Annotated in this window: 14 protein-coding genes; 5 read left to right on the top strand and 9 right to left on the bottom strand. The window is 71.5% G+C overall.

The window, feature by feature from the left end:
- The 3 genes from ND747_RS09315 to ND747_RS09305 form a co-directional block, all read right to left on the bottom strand.
- A partial coding sequence (locus ND747_RS09315; RefSeq protein WP_374216196.1) for a hypothetical protein occupies window positions 1-3,083 on the bottom strand: 3,083 nt, incomplete at its 3' end.
- Entirely contained in the window at window positions 3,083-3,910 is an 828-nt protein-coding gene (locus ND747_RS09310; RefSeq protein ID WP_251733089.1) for an HNH endonuclease signature motif containing protein, read from the bottom strand. The genes ND747_RS09315 and ND747_RS09310, both read right to left, overlap by 1 nt.
- Before the next feature lie 96 nt (window positions 3,911-4,006).
- The gene (locus ND747_RS09305; RefSeq protein ID WP_251733088.1) at window positions 4,007-5,911 is read right to left on the bottom strand and encodes an HNH endonuclease; all 1,905 of its coding nucleotides are present in this window, start codon (window positions 5,909-5,911) and stop codon (window positions 4,007-4,009) included.
- A gap of 437 nt (window positions 5,912-6,348) precedes the next feature.
- Here ND747_RS09305 and ND747_RS09300 point away from each other — a divergent pair, with 437 nt between their 5' ends.
- Window positions 6,349-6,801: a dCMP deaminase gene (locus ND747_RS09300; protein ID WP_251733087.1), complete on the top strand. Its 453-nt coding sequence runs from the start codon at window positions 6,349-6,351 to the stop codon at window positions 6,799-6,801.
- A 139-nt stretch (window positions 6,802-6,940) separates the two neighbouring features.
- Here ND747_RS09300 and ND747_RS09295 read toward each other — a convergent pair whose 3' ends face one another.
- Window positions 6,941-7,210: a hypothetical protein gene (locus ND747_RS09295; RefSeq protein ID WP_251733086.1), complete on the bottom strand. Its 270-nt coding sequence runs from the start codon at window positions 7,208-7,210 to the stop codon at window positions 6,941-6,943.
- The gene (locus tag ND747_RS09290) at window positions 7,207-8,148 is read right to left on the bottom strand and encodes a helix-turn-helix domain-containing protein (protein WP_251733085.1); all 942 of its coding nucleotides are present in this window, start codon (window positions 8,146-8,148) and stop codon (window positions 7,207-7,209) included. The genes ND747_RS09295 and ND747_RS09290 overlap by 4 nt, the downstream gene beginning before the upstream one ends.
- 130 nt (window positions 8,149-8,278) lie before the next feature.
- On the opposite strand from ND747_RS09290, the gene ND747_RS09285 reads away from it, so the two are divergent.
- Window positions 8,279-9,928, top strand: coding sequence for an MFS transporter (locus tag ND747_RS09285; RefSeq protein ID WP_251733084.1), 1,650 nt, complete (start codon window positions 8,279-8,281; stop codon window positions 9,926-9,928).
- Window positions 9,929-9,935: 7 nt separating this feature from the next.
- Here ND747_RS09285 and ND747_RS09280 read toward each other — a convergent pair whose 3' ends face one another.
- The 3 genes from ND747_RS09280 to ND747_RS09270 form a co-directional block, all read right to left on the bottom strand.
- Entirely contained in the window at window positions 9,936-10,805 is an 870-nt protein-coding gene (locus ND747_RS09280; protein WP_251733083.1) for a hypothetical protein, read from the bottom strand.
- A 113-nt stretch (window positions 10,806-10,918) separates the two neighbouring features.
- Window positions 10,919-11,863, bottom strand: a complete 945-nt coding sequence (locus tag ND747_RS09275) for a methyltransferase domain-containing protein (RefSeq protein WP_251733082.1) — start codon at window positions 11,861-11,863, stop codon at window positions 10,919-10,921.
- A 215-nt stretch (window positions 11,864-12,078) separates the two neighbouring features.
- A complete protein-coding gene (locus tag ND747_RS09270; RefSeq protein WP_251733081.1) occupies window positions 12,079-13,152 on the bottom strand; it encodes an alpha/beta hydrolase in 1,074 nt (357 codons plus the stop codon).
- 175 nt (window positions 13,153-13,327) lie between these two features.
- On the opposite strand from ND747_RS09270, the gene ND747_RS09265 reads away from it, so the two are divergent.
- Window positions 13,328-13,969: a TetR/AcrR family transcriptional regulator gene (locus ND747_RS09265; protein ID WP_251733080.1), complete on the top strand. Its 642-nt coding sequence runs from the start codon at window positions 13,328-13,330 to the stop codon at window positions 13,967-13,969.
- 244 nt (window positions 13,970-14,213) lie between these two features.
- On the top strand, window positions 14,214-15,932 hold the full coding sequence (locus ND747_RS09260) for an MFS transporter (RefSeq protein WP_251733079.1): 1,719 nt from the start codon (window positions 14,214-14,216) through the stop codon (window positions 15,930-15,932).
- Window positions 15,933-16,649: 717 nt separating this feature from the next.
- On the opposite strand, the gene ND747_RS09255 is transcribed toward ND747_RS09260, so the two are convergent.
- Window positions 16,650-18,164 carry an alpha/beta hydrolase domain-containing protein gene (locus ND747_RS09255; RefSeq protein WP_251733078.1) on the bottom strand — a complete coding sequence of 505 codons (1,515 nt, stop codon included), beginning with the start codon at window positions 18,162-18,164 and terminating at the stop codon, window positions 16,650-16,652.
- Between the two features lie 304 nt (window positions 18,165-18,468).
- Between ND747_RS09255 and ND747_RS09250 the strand changes: the two genes are divergently transcribed.
- Window positions 18,469-19,533 (top strand): NAD(P)-dependent oxidoreductase, encoded by a 1,065-nt coding sequence (locus ND747_RS09250; protein ID WP_374216195.1) that lies wholly within the window; start codon window positions 18,469-18,471, stop codon window positions 19,531-19,533.

The raw sequence follows: 19,533 nt of genomic DNA, 5'->3' as shown, positions 1-19,533 counted from the left end.
GCGCGGGCCAGCCGCACGGCCTCGCCGGCCGCGCCGCCGGCTGTGCCGGCCGGCGGGTCGCCGGTCGGGATGAGATCGGCGAACTGGAACTCGGCACCGGCGTCGAGCAGCAGCGCAACACCCCGCCCATCCCCCGCGGGCAGTGGCGCGACCACCACAGCCGCGCTGCCAAGCCGGGACGCCTCACCCACGAGCACCAGCGCGTCGCCGGTGAGGTCGACGTACAGCGCGCCGCGCAGGACATCGGGCGTGATGAAACCGGCCGGGACGGGAATCGCTCCCCAGGTGCCCGCGGCGGTGTATCCGTCCGCGACGGTGGCGACCGAGATCGCACTCACCGCGCTGCCGGTGCCGCCGGCTCCCGTGCCGCCGCCAGCAGTACCGGTGTCGGCGATCGTGGGGGAGACGGTCGTGGGGGAGGCGGTGGGGTCGGTGCCGATGATGGCGAGCAGTTCGGCGGTGGGACCCGTCGTGGGTGAGTCGGCCAGCCGGACGGTCGCGGAGAGCGTCGGCAGGGACGCCAGGGCAAGGATCCCGGTGACGATCAGCTCGGCCGATCGGTCGCCGCCGACCGCAGCGGCGCCCGTCGAGACGGTGCCGGCGGGAGGGGCGGTGCCGGCGGGAGGGGCGGTACCGACGGGAGGGGCGGGAGGGGCGGTGTCGGCGGGAGGGGCGGTGCTCGGGGGACGGGGGCCGACCGTCAGGCTCATCGCCAGTCCCAGCATGGTGGCGGGCCGGCCGGAGATGGTCGGGCCCCAGGTCGCCGTGCTCGCGAGCAGGGCGGTGGTGGCCAGGGACGCGGGTGCGAGCGTCACGGCCGCCGCCGTGATCGCCAGCTGGGGGAAGCCGGCGGGCAGTGGAAGTCCCGTGGCCGGCAACAGGATCGCAAGCAGCCCGGTCAGGGAGATCTGCTCGCCGTCGGCCAGCCTGAGCGAGACCCACCAGCCGTCGTCGGACGGCGCGACCGCACCGCTGTTGTCCGCGGTCAGCAGGAACCCGGCGCCGCCCAGCTCGATCTCCGCGGCCAGCCGCAGCCCGACCGAGGACGCCGGACCGCCCCCGGCGTCGGCCTGGTCGTCCGGGATATCAGGGTCATCCAGGACATCGGGGTTGTCCAGGACATCGGGGTTGTCCAGGACATCGGGGTTGTCCAGGACATCGGGGTCGTCCGGGTCGTCATCGATGTCGTCCAGGCTGCCGGCCTCTTCGTCGGCCGGGTTCTCGTCGGTGTCGGCCAGGCCGGCTGTGCCGGTTGCCGCCGGGTCGTCGGGAGCGACGGGGGTGCGGTCGAGCTCGATGTCCAGAGACAGATCGGTCACGGCGAGGACGCCGGGGATGATCGTCCAGGTGTCGTCGAGGGCCACGTCGGCCCAGACGGTGGTGATCTGGCCGGCGGCGAGGTCGTAGTCGACGTCGAAGCCGACCAGGCCGATGTCGGTGACGATGGACAGGCCCGGTGGCAGCAGTGCGTCGAGCCCGTCGTCGGGCAGGCCGACCAGGGTGAGCAGCGCGGGCAGGCCGAGTGCCGACTCGGCCGCCAGCGACACGGTGCAGACCTGAGTGCCGGCTTCGCGGGTCACCAGGAGGGCGAGCGGGGCGTCCCCGATCGTCGCCTCGACCCGCAGCTCCCCGCCGACGGTCCGGGTCGCGTCGTCCAGCGGAGACATGACCGTCACGAAAGCTGCCAGCGTCACCACCGTCAGGCCGGGCAGGAACGGGAACGTCCAGGTGGCGCCCTCGGGCAGGGCGACGGCGACCGAGGCGTCGACAAGAGCCGGGACGGCCGGGTCGACCGTCACGGTCACCTCGTCGAGCACCAGCGAGCCGAGGGTCGCGAGACTCGGCGGCAGGTAGGGCCCGAGGTCGTCGATGCCCAGCAGGTCACCGACCGCGGACGCGATGGCGCCGAGCCCCGCCAGAGCGAGCGCCGGTTGGGCGGACAGTCGCACCAGGCCGGGCCCCAGTGGCACCTCGGCCTGGACGCCCACGCCGGCCAGCGTGATCGTGCCGTTGAGGACCCCGGTGAACTGCCAGTCCGACTGGGCCGTCGAGGCGGCCACCCGTAGCCGCAGGGCGTCCAGGCTCAGGACCTCGGGCACCAGGTTCCATGCCGAGGCGGTGGCGAGCTCCACCGTGGCGGCCACCACCGAGCTGGGTGCCGCGGCCGGCGAGGCATCGGTGCCGGCGGAGCCGAGACCGGGGGCGGGGGCCACCAGGGCGTCCAGGGCGGTGAGCCGGAAACCGTCGGGGAGGCCGACGGGCAGGGCGGCGGCGAGGCCGGGGCCGACGACCGCCGCGAGCAGGCCGCCGGCGAGGTCGGCGAGGTCGATGCCGCTGCCGGCGCTGTTCGTGATCCGCCAGGGTACGAACGGTCCCGGAAAGGCGAGTGTGACGTCGAGTCCGGTCGTCGGGCTGGCAGGTCCGGCGGCCAGCCGTCCGCGGATCACCGGCTCCTGCGCCCAGCCGACCCGGCCGTCCCCGGCCAGGTGCAGGACCGTTTCGAAGCGCGCGTCCGTCAGCGTGAACGCGCCGCCCAGCGGTGCCGCGCCGGCCGGCAGCGCGGCCACCACCCGCACAGCCCGAACCGGGTCTGCCGGGTTCGCCGCGGTCTGCGGCGCCGCTGTCGGGACGGCGATGGCGAGGGGGGTGACCGTGACCGTGGGCAGGGTCAGGTCGGGCAGCGCGGTTGCCGGGACGTCCGCGCCGAGCCAACCGCGGGCGGCCAGCTCGCGCAGCATTACCGGACCGGTGGTGGCCGACAGCGCCGTCGTGGTGACCAGAGCAGCCGGCGTGGTGACCAGAGCCGGCGCCGAGCTCGGGGCGCCGGCCGGTGGAACGGTGGCTGTCACGGTGATGACGACGGTGACGACCGGCGTATCGGCGGCAGCGTCGGACCCGGTGGCAGGCAGAGCAGCACCACCACCCGCGGTGAGCGGGCCACCGGAGGCCGACGGGACGGCGGGGAGCGTGCCGGTGATGGTGACCGTGCTGGGGGTGACGGTGACGGTGGTGTCGGCCAGGCGCAGCGTGCTCGGGTCGAGGGCGGCGAGGGCGGCGAGGTCGGTCAGGGCGAGGAGGTTCATCAGGTCCGTCCGCCTGGAAGGCCGGTGTGGCCGGTGGGAATCGGGGCGAAGGCGGCCTGGTTCGCACCCCAGTAGGTGCCGGGGAAAGTCCGCACGAACAGGCGCAGGAGCAGGGCGTCGATGCTGGTCGTGAGCATGCCGGCCTGGGTGAGCCGGGCGCGGAAGACCGTCATCCACACCGACCAGAAGCCGAGGCTGGTGGCCGTCGCCACGATCTGGTCGATGAGCAGGCCGGCCAGTTCGCCGTCGTAGGCGGCGAGCGTGTTGCCGAACGAGGCCAGGTCGTTCGCGAGCCGCACGGCGACCCGCCAGGTGGTGGTGCGGTTGTCGGCGCGCCGGTCGGGGACGGCCGGATCCTGGCTGCGGTCGATGTCGAGTCCGACGAGGGCCAGCGTGTTCGCCGGGCGGTCGCCGTAGGTGGTGGGTGCGGTGGGGGAGACCCGGACCCGCGCGACCTCGTTGCCGACGCCGGCACTCGCGTCCCAGTAGTACTGGTAGGCGGACGAGCTGTCGCGGGTGATGTCGCACGGCCAGAGGTAGTCGTCGAGATCGCTGGCCTTTTCCGTCTTCGCGCCCTTGCGGGAGTTGCAGTTGACGCAGGCGAGCAGGAAGTTGTCCCACTCGGTCTCCAGTGTCGCGTCCTGCGACTTGGACATGATGTGCTCGACCGCGGCGTTTCCGGCGAGCGCGACCTCGCAGTACGAGCAGTACTCGCCGATCTGACGCAGCAGCGCCCCGCCGAGCACGTGGTACGAGTACACCGTGTAGTGAGCACGGGGCAGGACGGAGTCGAGGGCCGTTTGGGGCTCTCGGTAGACCGGTCGCATCGGGTGACGTCCCTCGGGTGGAGTCGGCGCGGGGTGAAGTCGTTGCGGGGCGAGCTCGGCGCGGCCAGACCCACAGGCGGTGGGGCCGGCAGGCGGTCAGGCGGGGAAGCGGGTGCCGGGGTAGTCGGTGCGCAGCCGCTCCCGCAGGTCGTCGCGGACGCGGACGCTCGGAGCGTCGGTGGCGGTGGCGAGCATCTTGGTGACGACGTCGCCCCACAGCGTCCAGCAGCCGGTGGCGGCCGCGGTGTCGGCGACGGCACGCAGCACCATCTGGTAGCCGGCGTCCTGGGTCAGGTCGCCGTGCGCAAGCTGGGCGGCCCGTACGGCCCGGCGGATGCTTTGGGTGGCTGTCCACCAGGTGAGGGTGCGGCGGAACACCCGCCGGTCCATGGTCCGTTCAAGGTCCTTCGCCCGGGTCGACCCGGCGTTGTCGACACGAACCCGGGGGTCGCTGTTGAGGTCGAGTAACCGGACGGTGCTCCGTCGCCGCAGGTCGAGTGCGTTGGTCAGCGCGTTGGTGGGAGTGGCGGAGAGCAGCCGCAGCTCGATCGGGGCCTCGGCGACGGCGCGGACCTCAAGGTCGATCTCCGGCTGGCCGCCGGCCAGGGGCGCGTCCCCGGCACTCAGCCGCACCCAGTAGCGATCCGTGATCGTCACGTCGTATTCGGATGGTGGGGTGCCGGCACTGTGGGGTGCCGGCACCGCCTCGATGCTCGGAAAGAAGCGATGCCCGAGCGTGGTTGTCTCGGCCGCGGCGAGCACCCCGTGGGTGACGTGCCTGCGCACCGTCCCGCCGGGGGTGGCGATGGTGTGCTCCCAGTCGGCGGTGCCGTAGGTGACGCTGGTGGACTGGGGGCCGAAGGAGAACCGGTAGGTGACGCTGTGGTCGAGCCGGAAGCGCAGGGTGGCGCCGGCGCCGGTGGGCGCCTCCGGGACGGACCAGGTCCCGAACTCCGCGATCTGCCGGCCGACCTCGCGCAGCGTGTCCGGCAGCCCGCCGACCGCCACGGACTGCGGTACCCCGCCGTTCCAGGTGGTGGCGGAGAAATCAGCGAGCCCGGTGACCTGAGCGGTCGTCAGGGCGAAACGGCTGTAGGCGGTGGCCGACGTCTCGGCCATCAGCGTGCCGTTGTCGGCCCGGCGCACGGTGAGCAGGTTCTGGCTGATCAGGGGATAGACCTCGGTGTCGCGCAGCGCCTCCTCGAAGACGAAGGTCTGGTCCAGGCGCACCACCCGGCTCAGTTCGTAGCGGAACTCGGTGCCGGCGTTGACGTAGTCGGTGTCGGCCGGGGTGCGCAGGGTCGCCACCGCCGCGGCCCGGGCGGCCTGCGCCGTGGTGGTGAACGTGGCGTTGGCGAACTCCTCGTAGGCCGGCCGGCTGCCCTTGGCCGAGTTGCACGCCGCGCAGGCCAGCAGGAAGTTCGTCCATTCGGCGCCGTACTCGGGAAACGACGACCGGGCGACGGTGTGCTCGATCGCGAGCCCCGAGGTCATCGGCATCTCGCAGTAGGAGCAGTACTGCCCGATACCGGTGATCAGCGGGCCCCGGGCCTTCGGATATCTGCGGGCGACGCGATCGGCGTGCCGCTTCATCGCGGCCTTCGCCTGGGTGCGGTAGTACGCCTCGACCGCGCTCCAGGCGGCGATCTGCGGCCGGAGCTGGGCGAGCTCCTTCGCGGTGAGCATGCCGATCGCGGCGCCGGCCGGGGTGGGCGGTTGGGTCCCGATCTTCGCCGCGAACCCGTCCAGCTGCCCGACGAGCTGGTCAAGGTTCTTGCCGTTGGCCTTTTTCAGGGCCGTCCGGCCCACCTTCCGATTGGCTTTCTTCTGCCCGGCGGTAGCCTTCGGTAGTGCACGGACGACGGACTTGTAATATTCCCGTCGCCGGGCTGTGCGGAGCAGCCGGATGTACGTCTCCTGCGCGGACTCGCACTCGTCCTGAATACCTTCCTGCACGGTGCGGTACGCATCAGGAAGAGCCGGACGGGCAACGGGACGCACAGCGTCATCCTTTCGGAACAGGGAAAGGGGCAGCATGGATCGCCGCTGCCGCCGGCGCGGACGGGCGCGTCGGATCGCGGAGCGGAATTCAGGAGAAGATGGGCGGTCGGATGTCACCCCCTGTGTCTCACCCGAACCACGGAAAACATATCGCCCACCAGGGGGCGCCGGCAAGAAGCAGTTCCTGCGGCGAGTGTTCCCGCGTCACCCGCCTCGTGCCGGTTTTCCTCCCGGCTGCCCCCGGACGGCTCGCAACGCGTCTCGCCCGCCGCCGGCTCTGGCCACGGCCGGCCACACGCGTCGCGGGATGTAATGGGACTAATTGGAAATATAGATATCAATCAGGTATTCGCCGAGGTTGGGGACGTGGTCGCCGGCTGGCAGACTGCCCCCCAGGTACGCGAGTGCGGCCAGGTGCGGGAAGGACGGGTAACGCCATGCCCCAGCTCGACGACCACGGGTGGATGACCCGGGCGATCCAACTCGCCCACCGCTGCCCACCCGCCACCGGCGCCTACTCGGTGGGGGCCGTCCTCGTCGACGAGGACGGCGAGGAGATCTCCTCCGGCTTCTCCCGCGAGGTCGACGACGCGGTGCACGCCGAGGAGTCCGCCCTCGCCAAGATCGATCCGAACGATCCGCGGCTCGCCCTGGCGACGATCTACAGCACCCTCGAACCCTGCTCCCAGCGCACCTCCCGGCCACGCAGCTGTACCCAGCTCATCCTGGCGGCGAAGATACCCCGGGTGGTCATCGCCTGGCGCGAACCCAGTCTCTTCGTCGCCGACTGTCAGGGCTACGAGCTGCTTACCGCAGCCGGTGTCACCGTCGTCGAACTGCCCGAACTCGCCGAGCAGGCCCGCGCGATGAACGCCCACCTGTGGGTCTGAGCGCCGCGAGGACGCCTGGTCTGGCTGCTGTGCGGGGAAGGGAGCCGAACCCGTCCGGTGCGGCGCCGGCCGCGAGCCGGGCTCGGGATCGAGGGTGCAGGCGGGCAGCGGACTGTGGGTCCTCAGGGTCCTCAGGTCCTCAGGTCCTCAGGTCCTCGGGCGTCCAGGCGGATGTGGCGTGGCTGGACGGCGAGCTGGTGCCCCTGTCGGACGAGTCGCGGGACGTGTCGGGACTGAGTGTGAACCCGGCGTGGGTGGCGATGCCGTCCGCCACGGCGGAGATCGACAGGGCGTCGGTGCGGAGATGGCGGGCGAACTCGGGGGCCCGCAGGGCGTCGAGGGAACGTTCGAGCTGGCGGCCGCTGTAACCGCGGGAGGTTTCTCCGCGCCGGTGGCTGCGGCGCATCATCGCGGCGCAGGCGTCGGTGCCGCTGCCGGGAAAGCCGCGGGAGCGTGGGCGGAACCCGCGGGGGTGGGGGAGGAGACGCAGTCGGTGGCGGTGGACGTGGCGGGGGCGTGCAGGCTGGCGAGCAGGGCGAGACGCTCAGCGCTCGTCGAGCCGGGTTCGGGGGTCAGCAGGGCCAGCCGCTGGCCCGGGTCGTCCTGCAGCCGCAGGATCTCCTCGGCGAGCGAGAGCTCACCGACGAGCGGGTGGCGCAACTCGCGCCGGCCGGGACCGCAGTCGCGCACCCCGTGGCGCGCCCAGGTGGACGCGAAGTCCGCGCTGTTGACGCACAGCTCGCCGATCAACGAGGTGAGCGCCGCGTCGTCGGGATGCTGCCCGCTGGCCAGCCGCAGGTAGCTGACGACGTCCTCGACCTTGCGCCGCCAGTGGACGTACAGGTCCCGGGTGTGCGCGTCGAGCAGGATCAAACGGGCCATGTTCGGCCGGGTGGCGCACTGCGACGGCGCGGCGAAGTCCAGGTGCGAGGCGATCAGCGCATGGCCGAGCCGGTTCCAGGCGAGCACGTCGGTGCGCCGGCCGATCACGAGCGCCGGAACGTCCCGCATCGTGCCGATCAGCTGCAGGACGGCGGGTCGGACCCGTTCGGGGCGGGTCGAACGTCGCGCGGCCCGGGCCGGCCGGGCGAGTGAGCGCATGTGCGCCTGCTCGTCGTCGCTGAGCAGCAGGACACGGGCCAGGGAGTCGAGTACCGCGTCCGAGGCGTTGCGGCTCTGCCCCTGCTCGAGACGGGTGTAATAGGTGACGCTGACCCCGGCGAGCTGCGCCAGCTCCTCGCGCCGTAGCCCGGGCACACGCCTGCGGTCGCCCGGCCGGCTCAGCCCGGCGTCGGCCGGGGTGAGCCGAGCGCGGCGGGAACGAAGGAACTCGCCGAGTTCGGTCATGGCGGCTATTGTCCCCGACCACCTGGCCGGACAATCCGTCCCAGGGTGACCCTGCCGTTGCCACCCTTCGCAGGGATGGCAACCGCAGGGGCGTGGCTACCATGCCGATCCGGCGGCAGTGTGCAAAGGCATGACGGAATCCTCCTTCGCCCCGCGGACGGCGGGATCCGGGTCGTCCGGCCCTGGCCCGGCCGCGCCGGCGACCGCCGGCCCGGCAGCTGGAGTGCCGGCGGCCCGGCCGCACACGGCACAGCTGCCGAGCGCCGAGCCGCGGATGACCCGACGCCAGCAGCTCGCCCTGGTTCTGCTGCTCGGTAGCCAGTTCATGCTGGCGATCGACTTCTCGATTCTGAACGTGGCGCTGCCGTCGATCGGTAGCGGCGTCGGCCTCGGCGACGGTGACCTGCAGTGGATCGCGACGGCGTTCGCACTGCCGTCCGCCGGGTTCACGTTGTTGTTCGCCCGGGTCGCGGACCTTTCCGGCCGTCGCCGGCTCTTTTTGATCGGCCTGGGCCTGCTCGTGATCGCGTCCCTGCTCGGTGGGCTGGCGCAGTCCCCGGCGGAACTGCTCGCCGCCCGGGTCGGGCAGGGGCTGGCGGCGGCGATCGCCGTTCCCTCGGCGCTGTCGCTGCTGGTCACGACCTTTCCGGACGGCCCGGTGCGCCGCCGCGCGCTGAGCCTCAACGGTGCCCTGCTGCCCGCCGGATTCACCGTCGGCGCGCTGGTCGGCGGGCTGCTCACCGGCTACCTGAGCTGGCGCTGGGCGTTTCTGGTGAACGTGCCCGTCGCCCTGGCCATCCTGGTGGCGACGCCGCGGGTCATTCCGCTCGACCGCGGTACGTCGGGGCAGCGCCTGGACATTCCGGGTGCGCTCACGGTCACCGCGGGTCTCGTCGCCTTTGTCTACGGGGTTTCCCGCGGCGGCGAGGACGGCTGGTCGGATCCGTGGGTGTGGGTCGCGATCGGCCTCGGCCTTGCCCTGCTGGTCGCCTTCTGGCGGATCGAACGGACCAGCCCGCATCCGCTGGCCTCGTTGGACGTCCTGCGGCTGCGCCATGTCGGCTGGGGCAATGCCGGCGGCTTCGGCGTGTTCGCGCTGGGCAGCTCGATCGTGTTCATCATGACGCTCTACCTGCAGCAGGTGCTCGGCTATTCGGCGGTCACCACCGGTCTCATCTTCGGGGTTCCCGGGGCCGCGGCGTTCACCGCCGGAATGGTCTCGCCCCGGCTGCTCACGGTCATCCCGTCGAAACCGCTGCTGGTGGTCGGCCTGGTCCTGCAGGGGCTGTGCGCGCTGGCGCTGGTGTTCGTCGGGCTGGACCGCGGTTCGCTGACGCTGGTTCTGATCGCGTCGGTCGTCGGCTTCTTCGGCCACGCCTGTGGCATCGTCGGCTATCTGATCACCGCCACCTCCGACCTGCGTGACGACCAGCAGGGCCTGGCCACGGGCCTGACGACGCTGACGCAGCAGGTCGCGCTCACCCTGGGCATTCCCGTCCTGTCGGCGGTCGCGAACGCCCGTACCAACACGCTGCGCGCCGACGGGGACCACTCCCCGGCCGACGCCATCCTCGGCGGTCTGCACCTGGCGCTCGGCGTGAACGCCGCTGTCACCGCCGTCGTGGCCGTCCTGGTCACCGTCTTCCTCGTACGCCCCGGTCGCCGGCGGCGCATGGACCGTGCAGACCGTGCAGATCTGACGGACCTGGCGCAGGACCGCGTGGCAGCGCCGGCACAGGGCGCCGGCCTGCCGGCAGCCGCGGGATCGTCCCCGGCGTAGGCGGCGCTCAGCTGCCGGCGGCGGTCGACGACCGCGGGCTGTCGCCGGCGGCGTCGGGATCGGTGTCCGGCCGTGCGTCCACCTCACCGGCACCGCTGGTGATCAGTACGAAGGCGGCCAGGACGGCGACGACGAAACCGGCGACCGCCAGCGGCGCGAGGCCCGCCCGGGCCCCGTCGCCCAGCAGGAGCGTGCCGGCCAGGGCAGGGAGCAGCGTCTCTCCCGCGCACTGGCCGGCCATCGCCGTGGTGACCGCCCCGCGCTGCAACGCGACGGCGAACAGGGCCAGCCCCAGCCCGCCGTAGGCCAGCAACGCCCAGGCCGCCGGGTCGCTCGCCACGTCCGACCACGGCCTGGCCTCGATCAGGCGGGCGCACAGCGCCGTCCCACCGAAGGCCAGGCCGGAGAGCAGCCCGAGCACCGCGCCCGCCCGGTGTCGTCCGGCCCGCGACGCCAGGCCGATCAGCACGACGATCACCGCCACCCCGGCGGTGATCCCCCAGGAGACGGCGGCCGAGGCCGGATGGGCCCGGCCCGGCTGCGCGGTCAGCGCCAGCAGCACCATCCCGACGCCCAGCGCCACCAGGGCGACCACCTCCCGACGGGGCGGTCGGGCACCAAGCGTGGCCATGGCCAGCACCGCCGTCACCCCGACCGAGCCGGAGAGGATGGCCTGAACCGCGAACAGGGGCAGCCCTCGCAGCGCGAGCAGCGACAGCAGCCAACCCAGCAGATCCAGCCCCAGCCCGGCCAGGTAGGGCAGCTGGACGACCAGCCGGGCCAGCGCCGAGGGGCTGAACGCCGCGACCGCCGCACCGCCCTGCGCGGACGACGGCGGCCTCGGTGCCGTCCGGGCCGCGCCGACGGACTGAAGCACCGCACCGGTTCCATAACACAGCGCACAGGCGAAGGCAGCCAGAGCGGCAGGCAACATCCCGAAGACGCTACGCCGTCACCGGCCGCCCGGCCGCGGGCCCCCTGAGTGCCGTGCTACCCGATCCGGCGGTGAACGTGGTGAATGAGCCGGGCTATGCCACGGTAGGGGTCCTGGGCGCCGGCCACCCACTCGGCGTCGACGACGGAGTCCACGTCCGGCCCCGGCGGGATGTCGCCGAGATGGTCGGTGAAGGTCCTGATGCCGTACCAGGCCAGCGACCGGGTCCCGGCGGCGGTGAGGATCCCGGCGACGTTCGCCGGATCGTCACCGGGTGGTAGCGGCAGCGCCGGCGGCCGATCGGGCCCGACGCCACCGGCACCTTGGCGGCGTCCCGTCTCCTGGACGTCCTCGGTGGCTGCGGCGGCCCAGGGATCGCCGAGCATCGCGGTGGTGTCCTGCCAGCGACCCTGCAGGCCCGCCCGCAGGGCGAGCGCCGGGCCGTTCTTGCCGACCACGGAGACGATCCCGCCGGGCCGAGTGAGTTCGACGAGGACGTTCAACAGGGGCGCCGGCTCGGGGACGAACATGATGACGCCGTGGCAGAAGGTGGCATCCCAGCCGGTCCCCACCAGGTGGACGGCATCGCGCCCGTCTCCCTCGACCAGCTCGACGCGCCGCCGGACCGACGCGGGGGCGTCGGCCAGACCGCGCCGCGCCGCGGCCAACATCCGTGGGTCGGGCTCGCAGACGGTCACGTGGTACCCGCGCCGGGCGAACTCCATGGCCTGCACGCCGTTGCCACCGCCGATGTCCAGCAGTCGCGCGGGCGCGGGCGGCAGGTGTTCGATCAGTGCACGGGTGACCAGCCGCTGGCGGACGATTCCGCGCAGGGTGGCCGTGTGCGCCACATAGTCGGCGGTGTCCGTGTAGTCGGCCGCGCCCGGGCCGTCGACGACGGCAAGCACCCGGGGCTCGCCGTCGGACGCCGACGGACGGCTCGGTGGAACGCGGTGGTCGAGAACGGGCGTGCTGAGATCGCTGGCCGAGGACGGCTGCATCAGGTGGTGCTCCTTCCGGTCCCTGAAGACATGTCCTGTTCAGCGGTGTCGCGAACCTCTTTCGCGCCGTCCCCGGCATGCTCCAGGTCACCTGCCGGACCCCGTCGCGGCGACGGCTGTTCAGGTCCGGTTCGGGCGCCGGCCATGATGGCCCCCCGGCGAGCACCGTGCCAGGTATGCCCTGAAACGGTCGCCGAGCCGGCGGGCGGACTCGGCTACGAAGCCGTCGGTGAACGGGTGGTCCGGACGAGCCGGGCGATGTCTCGTCGGGCCCGTCGGCCTTCCGCGATCAGCGGCAGAAGGGGGTAGGCATGCTGCATGCCGTCCGCCTCATGGAGCGTGACGGGCTGGTCGACCTCGTCGCACCGGTGGGCGAGCTGGTGCGCGTCGGTGTTGAGGATGTCGGCGGTGCCGGTGAACACGTCGATCGGGGCGAGACCGCGCAGGTCTGCGAGCAGGGGACTGACCCGGGCGTCGTGCGGGTCGAGTGGGCCGGCGTAGAGCCGGCCGGCCTCGGCCAGACCGTCGACTGCGAGCATGCGGTCCTGGGCGTCGATCTCGCGCTGGCGTGGTTCGGAGACGGTGATGTCGAGCCACGGGGAGATCAGCACGATGCGGGCCGGTTGCGGGTCGCCACGATCGCGTAGCTGCTGTGCGACGGCGAGGGCCAGGCCGCCACCGGCGCTGTCACCCATGAGGGTCACCGGCCCGTGGCCGGAGTGCACGAGGGTGGCGAGCAGATCCGTCATCGCGGGGACGGTGCGCTCGGCCGTCACCTGCGGGGCGAGTGGGTAGATCGGCACCTCCACCTGGGCCGGTGCCGCCAGCGCCAGACGTCGGACGAAGGCCCAGTGGGACAGGCCGATCTCGTAGATGTAGGCGCCGCCGTGCAGGTACAGCACGCGGTGCTCCACGCGGTGTGTCGGGGGCGCGACGGTGTAGACGGGAGCACCGGCGACCTGGCGAACGCTCAGGCGGATGCCCCGCGCCAGGGTGCGCGGCGGCGCGTAGGCCGTGGGGCGCAGCGCGAGCTGCTCGACGCGGGCGCGGGTGCGCTCGGCAGTGCTGAAGGATCGCTTGGCACCGGTCCGGCGGATACCCGCGTTGACGACGGCGTTGACGACAGAAGAACGAACGTTGATGACGACCTCGCTTCGGGCCTGACCGGGTGATGCGGGTGTGCGGCGGCTCCAGCTGGCGGCGCAGAAGAACCGGGTGGGCCGGTCGCGCGGAACGGGACGCCGGCGTTCGGGCCCCGGCCGGTGGTCGCGCCCCGGGTCGTCGAACACCGGCCCCTAACTTACGTTGCGTAAGTTTCATGTTTCGGCCTCGTGGCGAGCCTTGTCAAGGACGGCTGAACGAACGTGCGCCGGGCCGGGTTGACACCGTCTCCCACCTGCGAGGCAGCCCGCGAGCTGTAACGTGATCGGAGGAGGGGCCGCCGCGGATGACAGGAGACACCACGTGAGCCTGGCCGCAGCCCAGGGCGAGCGACCGCGGCGCCCGCGGTTGACCGGCTCCGCCCGGGAGCGGCAGTTGCTCGACGTGGCCGAACGGTTGTTCACCGAGCGCGGCTACGAGGGTGTCTCGATCGAGGACATCGCCCGGGCGGCGGGTGTCAGCAGGCCCGTCGTCTATCAGCACCACGGCTCCAAGGACGGCATCTTCGTCGCGTGCGTGCGGCGCGCGCGCCAGGATCTGGAGCGACGCCTGTGCGAGGCCGCCGTCCAGACCGACGACTGGGCGCAGCAGATCGAGGCCGGAGGCCGGGTCTTCTTCGAGCTGGTCGCGGCGGACCCCGAGCGGTGGGTGCTGCTGTTCACGACGTCCGCGAGCCAGAACGGTGAGTTGTCCGATCAGCTCGGGGCACTTCGCTTCCAGACGATCGCCGCGATCGCTGACCAGTTGAGGTCGCACGTCGCCGACGCGGTGGAAGAGGATCTCTTCGCCTTCGCCTATGCGGTGTCCGGGGTCGGCGAGCAGCTCGGGCGATGGTGGCTGCGGTATCCGGCCGTCTCGGTGGATCAGGTGGTCGCGCACTATCGGAGGCTGGTCTTCGGGATGGCCCAGGCGATGCTCGCGGACCAGCTCAGTTCGTCCGCCTGACTCCTGCGCCTGGCTCCTGCGCCTGGCTCCTGCGCCTGGCTCCTGCGCCTGGCTCCTGCGCCTGACCCGGGTCGCGGGTCGCGGGTCGCGGGTCGACCGAGCAGGCCGAAGCCCAATTTTGGCGAAAAATCTACACATCGTAAGTTACACGTTGTAGCCTGACGTCCCTCGCGCCGAAATATGGCGTGCGTCACATCAGGCGCTGACCCCCGAGGCGCCCGCGCAGCCACAGGAGGGTCCGCACATGCACGAAACAACGACAGTGCCGGCGGCGGTGTCCAGCCGGAGGACTCACCGCGTCCTCGACCGGCGGCTGGCGCGCTATCCCGGGCAGCACAGCCGCCTGCTCTACCTCGCGATCACCGTGGTGGTCACCGTGATGCTGTACTACGAGCTGTACGTGGGGGGCTCGGTGGCGACCCAGGTGATCGCCGAATTCGGCTTCACGTTCACCGAGTACATCCTGATCCTGGTGGTCGGCAGCGCACTCGGGGCGTGCGCGTCGTTGCTCGCCGGGCTGGCCGACCGGTGGGGCCGCGCGAACCTCATCATCGGTGGTCTCCTGCTCACCGGGTTACTTGTCGCGCTGGGTGTTCCCCACGCGCCGAACAAGCTGGTCTACGCGATCGTCTTCGCGGCACTCAGCATCGTCGAGGGGATCGTGCTGGTGGCCACCCCGGCGCTGGTCCGCGACTTCTCCCCCCAGGTGGGCCGGGGCGCCGCCATGGGGTTCTGGACCCTCGGCCCCGTTCTTGGCAGCCTGGTCGCCTCCGTCGTGTCAAGCCGCACCCTGGGCGACCACCCGGACTGGCGGTTCCAGTTTCACGTCTGCGGCATCGCCGGCCTCGTCGTCTTTGCGGTCGCTTTCGTCGGCCTGCGGGAGCTGACTCCCGGACTGCGCAACCAGCTGATGGTGAACCTCAAGGACCGGACACTCGTCGAAGCGCGCGCGGCGGGGCTCGACGCCGAGACGGCGCGCCACGGGCACTGGCGCCAGATGCTGCGGCTGGACATCGTCGGCCCCGCCCTCGCGATCGCCCTCTTCCTGGTGCTGTACTACATCGTCACCGGCTTTCAGGTGGTCTACTTCGTGACCGTCCACGGCTATACCGAGCAGAAGGCCAACGCGCTCGCCAACTGGTACTGGCTCGCCAACGCGGTCGTGCTCGTCGGCGCCGGTGTGCTGTCCGACCGACTGCGGGTACGCAAACCGCTGATGGTCGGCGGCGCTCTCGTCTGCGCCGCGAGCACCGCCGTCTTCGCCGTCGTCAGCCGCGATCTGTCCACCAGCTACTACACGTTCGCCCTGATCTTCGTGGTCGCCGCGGTCGGCGGTGGGACGGCCTACGTCGCCTGGATGGCGGCCTTCACCGAGACGGCGGAGAGGCGCAACCCGGCCGCCACCGCGACCGGCCTGGCCATCTGGGGCTGGACGGTGCGTGCGGTCGTCGCCGTCTCCTACGTGCTGCTCCTGGTGGCCGTTCCGGCCACCTCCACCCTCATCGACCACGGGCAACGAGCTCAGGAGATCCAGACGCGCTATCCGGCGCAGGTCGCGACGATCAGCGCCGTTGACCCCACCACCCTGGCGGCCCTGCAGCGCAACACCCGTGCGCCCGAACCCGCCGTCCTGTTACGGGCCGAGACCCAGATCGTCGCCGCTGGGCTGGCCCCCGACAACGCCGGAGCACTACAGCGGCTGCTGCAGCTCACCACCCAGCCGATCCCCGCGAACGACATCGAGTACCTCGGCCGGCACGGAGCCGAAGTGCGGCAGGCACTCCGTGACAACCCCAGGCAATGGGCGCGCTGGTGGTGGATCTGCTTCGCCACCCAACTGGCCTTCCTGCCCTGTGTCTTCGTCCTGACCGGCCGATGGAGCCCCCGCAAAGCCCGCCACGACGAAAGCGAGCACGAGCGCCGCGCACAGCGCGAGCTCGCCGCCCTCCAGCGGTTGGTCTGAGTCGAGACGCCCGGTCTCCGATCGGCGGACCGCCGCGCCGATGTTTCCCCGCGTCCGGCCGGGGATCCGGAGCCCCCGACGAGCCGGGACCGGAAAACCAGCAATGTGACAGTCCCTGCCTCCGCGCGTCCCTGCCTCCGCGCGTCCCTGCCTCCGCGCGTCCGTAGGTCCGCGCGTCCGTAGGTCCGCGCGTCCGTAGGTCCGTGCGTCCGTAGGTCCGTGCGCCCCCGCCTCCGTGCGTCCGTGCGTCCGTGTCCGCGTTGGCCGGCGACCATTGCGCCAAGTCACGGATTGCTGCCGAGGCGGAGTGAAGATTCCGGCCGGCCAATCCTTCACCAAGCCTCGGCAAGAACGGATCATGGCTTTCGGTCGCCTGCGGCCGAGCAGTTTTCGTCACAGGAAGTGGCGTGGTTGGCGCGGAAGGTATCGATCGGCGGGTGTCGGGGGTGGATGGGCGTGAGGGTGTGCTGGCGGGACGTCCACCGAGCCCCAGGGTGGTCACTCTCCGGCATGTCTGCGCGGAACGTGATGAGACGCCTACATTCTGACGAGCCGGGAGCACCGGTCGGCCCGGACCTGCGGACCGTGGAGTTGCCGCGGCCGACGTACGCGGCTGGAGGCCCGCCGGAGTACGGACAGGCTGGAGGTGCGCCGGAGCACGGACAGACCCGACGAGCCGGCCGGGCCGTGGGACGGTCCGGCCGGCGGTGGGCGGGGTCAGGAATGGATCAGATCCGGCTGGGCGTAGGCCAGCAGGGCGGCCTTGTCCTGCGGCAGGGCGTAACCGGCGATGATCGTCGCGGCGGTGTCGGCGGCATAGCGTGCCTGGTAGTCCGAGCGGGACGGATAGAGCGCAGCCAGCCGCTCGGGGGTGAACTGCTTGGTCGAACCAAAGAACACGCAGGTCAACGAGGTGCTCCCGGGGATACCCGACAGTGTCGCGACCGGCACGTCGACCGGTGGCGTGCGGATCCCGCCCAGGGCGATGCCGTCGGAGTTCCGCGCGAGCTGCGGCGGCGTGCTCTGGGTGAGTTCCAGGCGGGGCGCCGGGGCCGGCGGATGACCGGTGGTCACCCAGGAGGTGAGGGCCCGTAGCGCGGCCTTGACGACGATGTGCATCGCGCCGTTGTTGACCGGCGTCCCACAGTTGAACGACGAAGCGGCGGAGCCGAGCAGATGGGCGTCGGCATGGGCCGTTCCGGCGACCTCCCAGAGCCGGTAGTGGGGATTGTCGGGTTGACGGGCGGCGAAGGTGCCGGCCAGGGCGACGTCCGTCTCGGTCTGGGCGCCCAGCACCGGGGCGGCCTGGTCGGTGCGGAACAGGACCGGGCCTGCACCGAAGGTCTTGGTGGGATCCGCGTTCTCGCCGGGACCCGGAGGCGGCAGCGCACTGGTACCGCGGCTGTGCACCAGGAATCCGTCGAAGGCGTGGCTCAGCGGCTGGACCCCGTTGTAGTAGGTGACCAGCGCACTTGCCGACTGGGAGTCGCCCACCGCGATCAGGTGGCCCGGCCGCTGACCGGCCAGACCCGCACCACTGCGTATCGCCTTCGCTACCTGCGTGAAGATGTCGAACGAGAATCCGTCACCGGGATGGGACAGCGCGCCGTAGCGCGCCGGGTCGATCTCCTTGAGGCCCCGCCCGGGCGCCCCGAACAACGCCGGGCCGCCCTCGATGCCGATCCGCTGGGCAGAGACACCCACCCAGATCTCACCTTGGCGGGTGATCTCCTCCTGCGTCGACGCCCAGTCGGGATTCGTGTCGCTGCCCCCGCTGACGTTGAGCCATTCGACGACGACGACCGGCTTGACCGCGGACGTCTTCTTCGGCTGGCGTACGAGGACCCGGGTCCGGTAGGGCGCGCTCCCGTCGGGCGTGAACGTCCAGCGTCCGTCTCCGCCGACGGCACCCACGGGCTGGTAGGACGCGGCGGTGCCCGCGGCGGTGTACTCGTTCTGGACGTATCCGACCTTCGCCAGGTCCGGCGCGGTCTCGGCGAGGTAGGGGCCGTTTCCGCCGGTCAGCGGGGTCAGGGCCGCGGCCGGCCCAGCTGGGGGCGGCGGGGACGCGGACCCGCCGGGTAAGTCCGCCGCGACCGCGGTGCCCGACATTGTTGCCGCGAGTGCGAGCGCACCGAGCAGGGGAGTGGTTCGTTGCCACCAACGTCGACCCGGGAGCAGGGCGCCGCCGCCCTGTTCGTCGGCTGTGCGTCGAACCGTGGAATCTCGCATAGACCGGTCACCACCATCTGGTCGATTCCTGAGCGTCTCTGGATGTCCACATCCGGAGACGACGCATGGGCCGGGGTCGGGGGCATGTGCAGGCTAGACAGCCCTGATCGCCCACTGCCTCGTCTTGACCCCGAAAGAGGTAGGAGGAATCGGCGCGCTCCGGTGGGCCCAACGCGAGCACCGGCCACCTGTTCGGCCACGTCGTGATCGTGGTGAGCCGGCCCGTCGCCGGTCCACACCATATCGCCGGCATATCGAAACCCGCATACGTGCCGGTAACGCCAGGCCCCCTTGACTGGCGGACATGAGCCACCGTGCACCAGCACCAACAGAACCGGCCCGAACAGCGTCCCCCCGCACCCGATCAGCGGCTTCCGTACCCATCACACCTGCCACATCCGGGCCGGCACCTGGAATCACGGTCTATGGCTGCGACCGGGACGAGGCCGTGCTGTTCCGAGAACTGGCGGCCCGCTTCGGCGTGGTGGTGACCATCACCGAGGTGGCGGTGTCCGAAGCCACCGTCGGCCTGGCCGTCGGGAACCGGTGCATCAGCGTCGGACACCGGGCGCGGATCGCGCGTCCCACTCTGCTCGCCCTGGCCCGGTCCGGCGTGGAGTACATCTCTACGAGGAGCATCGGATGCAACCACGTCGATGTGGAATATGCCGAGAGTGTCGGCATCACGGTCGGCAACGTCGCCTACTCGCCCGACAGCGTGGCCGACTACACGCTGATGTTGGTGCTGATGGCGGTGCGCGATGCGAAGTCGATGGTCCGTCGCACGGACGCTCAGGACTACCGGCTCGGTGAGACACGTGGGCGGGAACTACGCGATCTGACCGTCGGAGTGCTGGGAACAGGACGCATCGGCACGGCAGTCGTCGCCAGGCTGCAGGGCTTCGGTTGTCGAACAGTGACGCATGACAGCAGCCCGGCGACCGACACCGACCAGGTTTCCCTCGACGCCCTGCTGGAGCTGAGCGATGTTGTCACGCTCCATACTCCGTTGAACGCGGACACGTACCACATCCTCAACCGTGAACGTCTGGCGCGGATGAAACCCGGCGCGTTCGTCGTCAACACCGGGCGCGGTTCACTTCTTGACACCCGAGCGCTTGTTCTGGAGCTGGAGAGCGGCCGGCTGGGCGGCGCCGCACTGGACGTCCTCGAAGGAGAGGAGGACATCTTCTATACCGACCACGGCGGCGGGCCGATCGGGAACGAACTGCTGCAGCGGCTGCAGCGGCTGCAGCGGCTGCCGAACGTGCTGGTCAGTCCGCACACCGCCTACCGTACGGACCGCGCCCTGGGCGACATCGTTCGCAACAGCCTGCTCAACTGTCTGAGCTTCGCGAGGGGAAAGTGA

The organism is Frankia sp. R82, assembly GCF_023716925.1.
GTDB lineage: Bacteria > Actinomycetota > Actinomycetes > Frankiales > Frankiaceae > Frankia.
The sequence above is the reverse complement of the archived record's forward strand: the minus strand, read 5'-3'. Positions and strand labels throughout refer to the sequence as shown.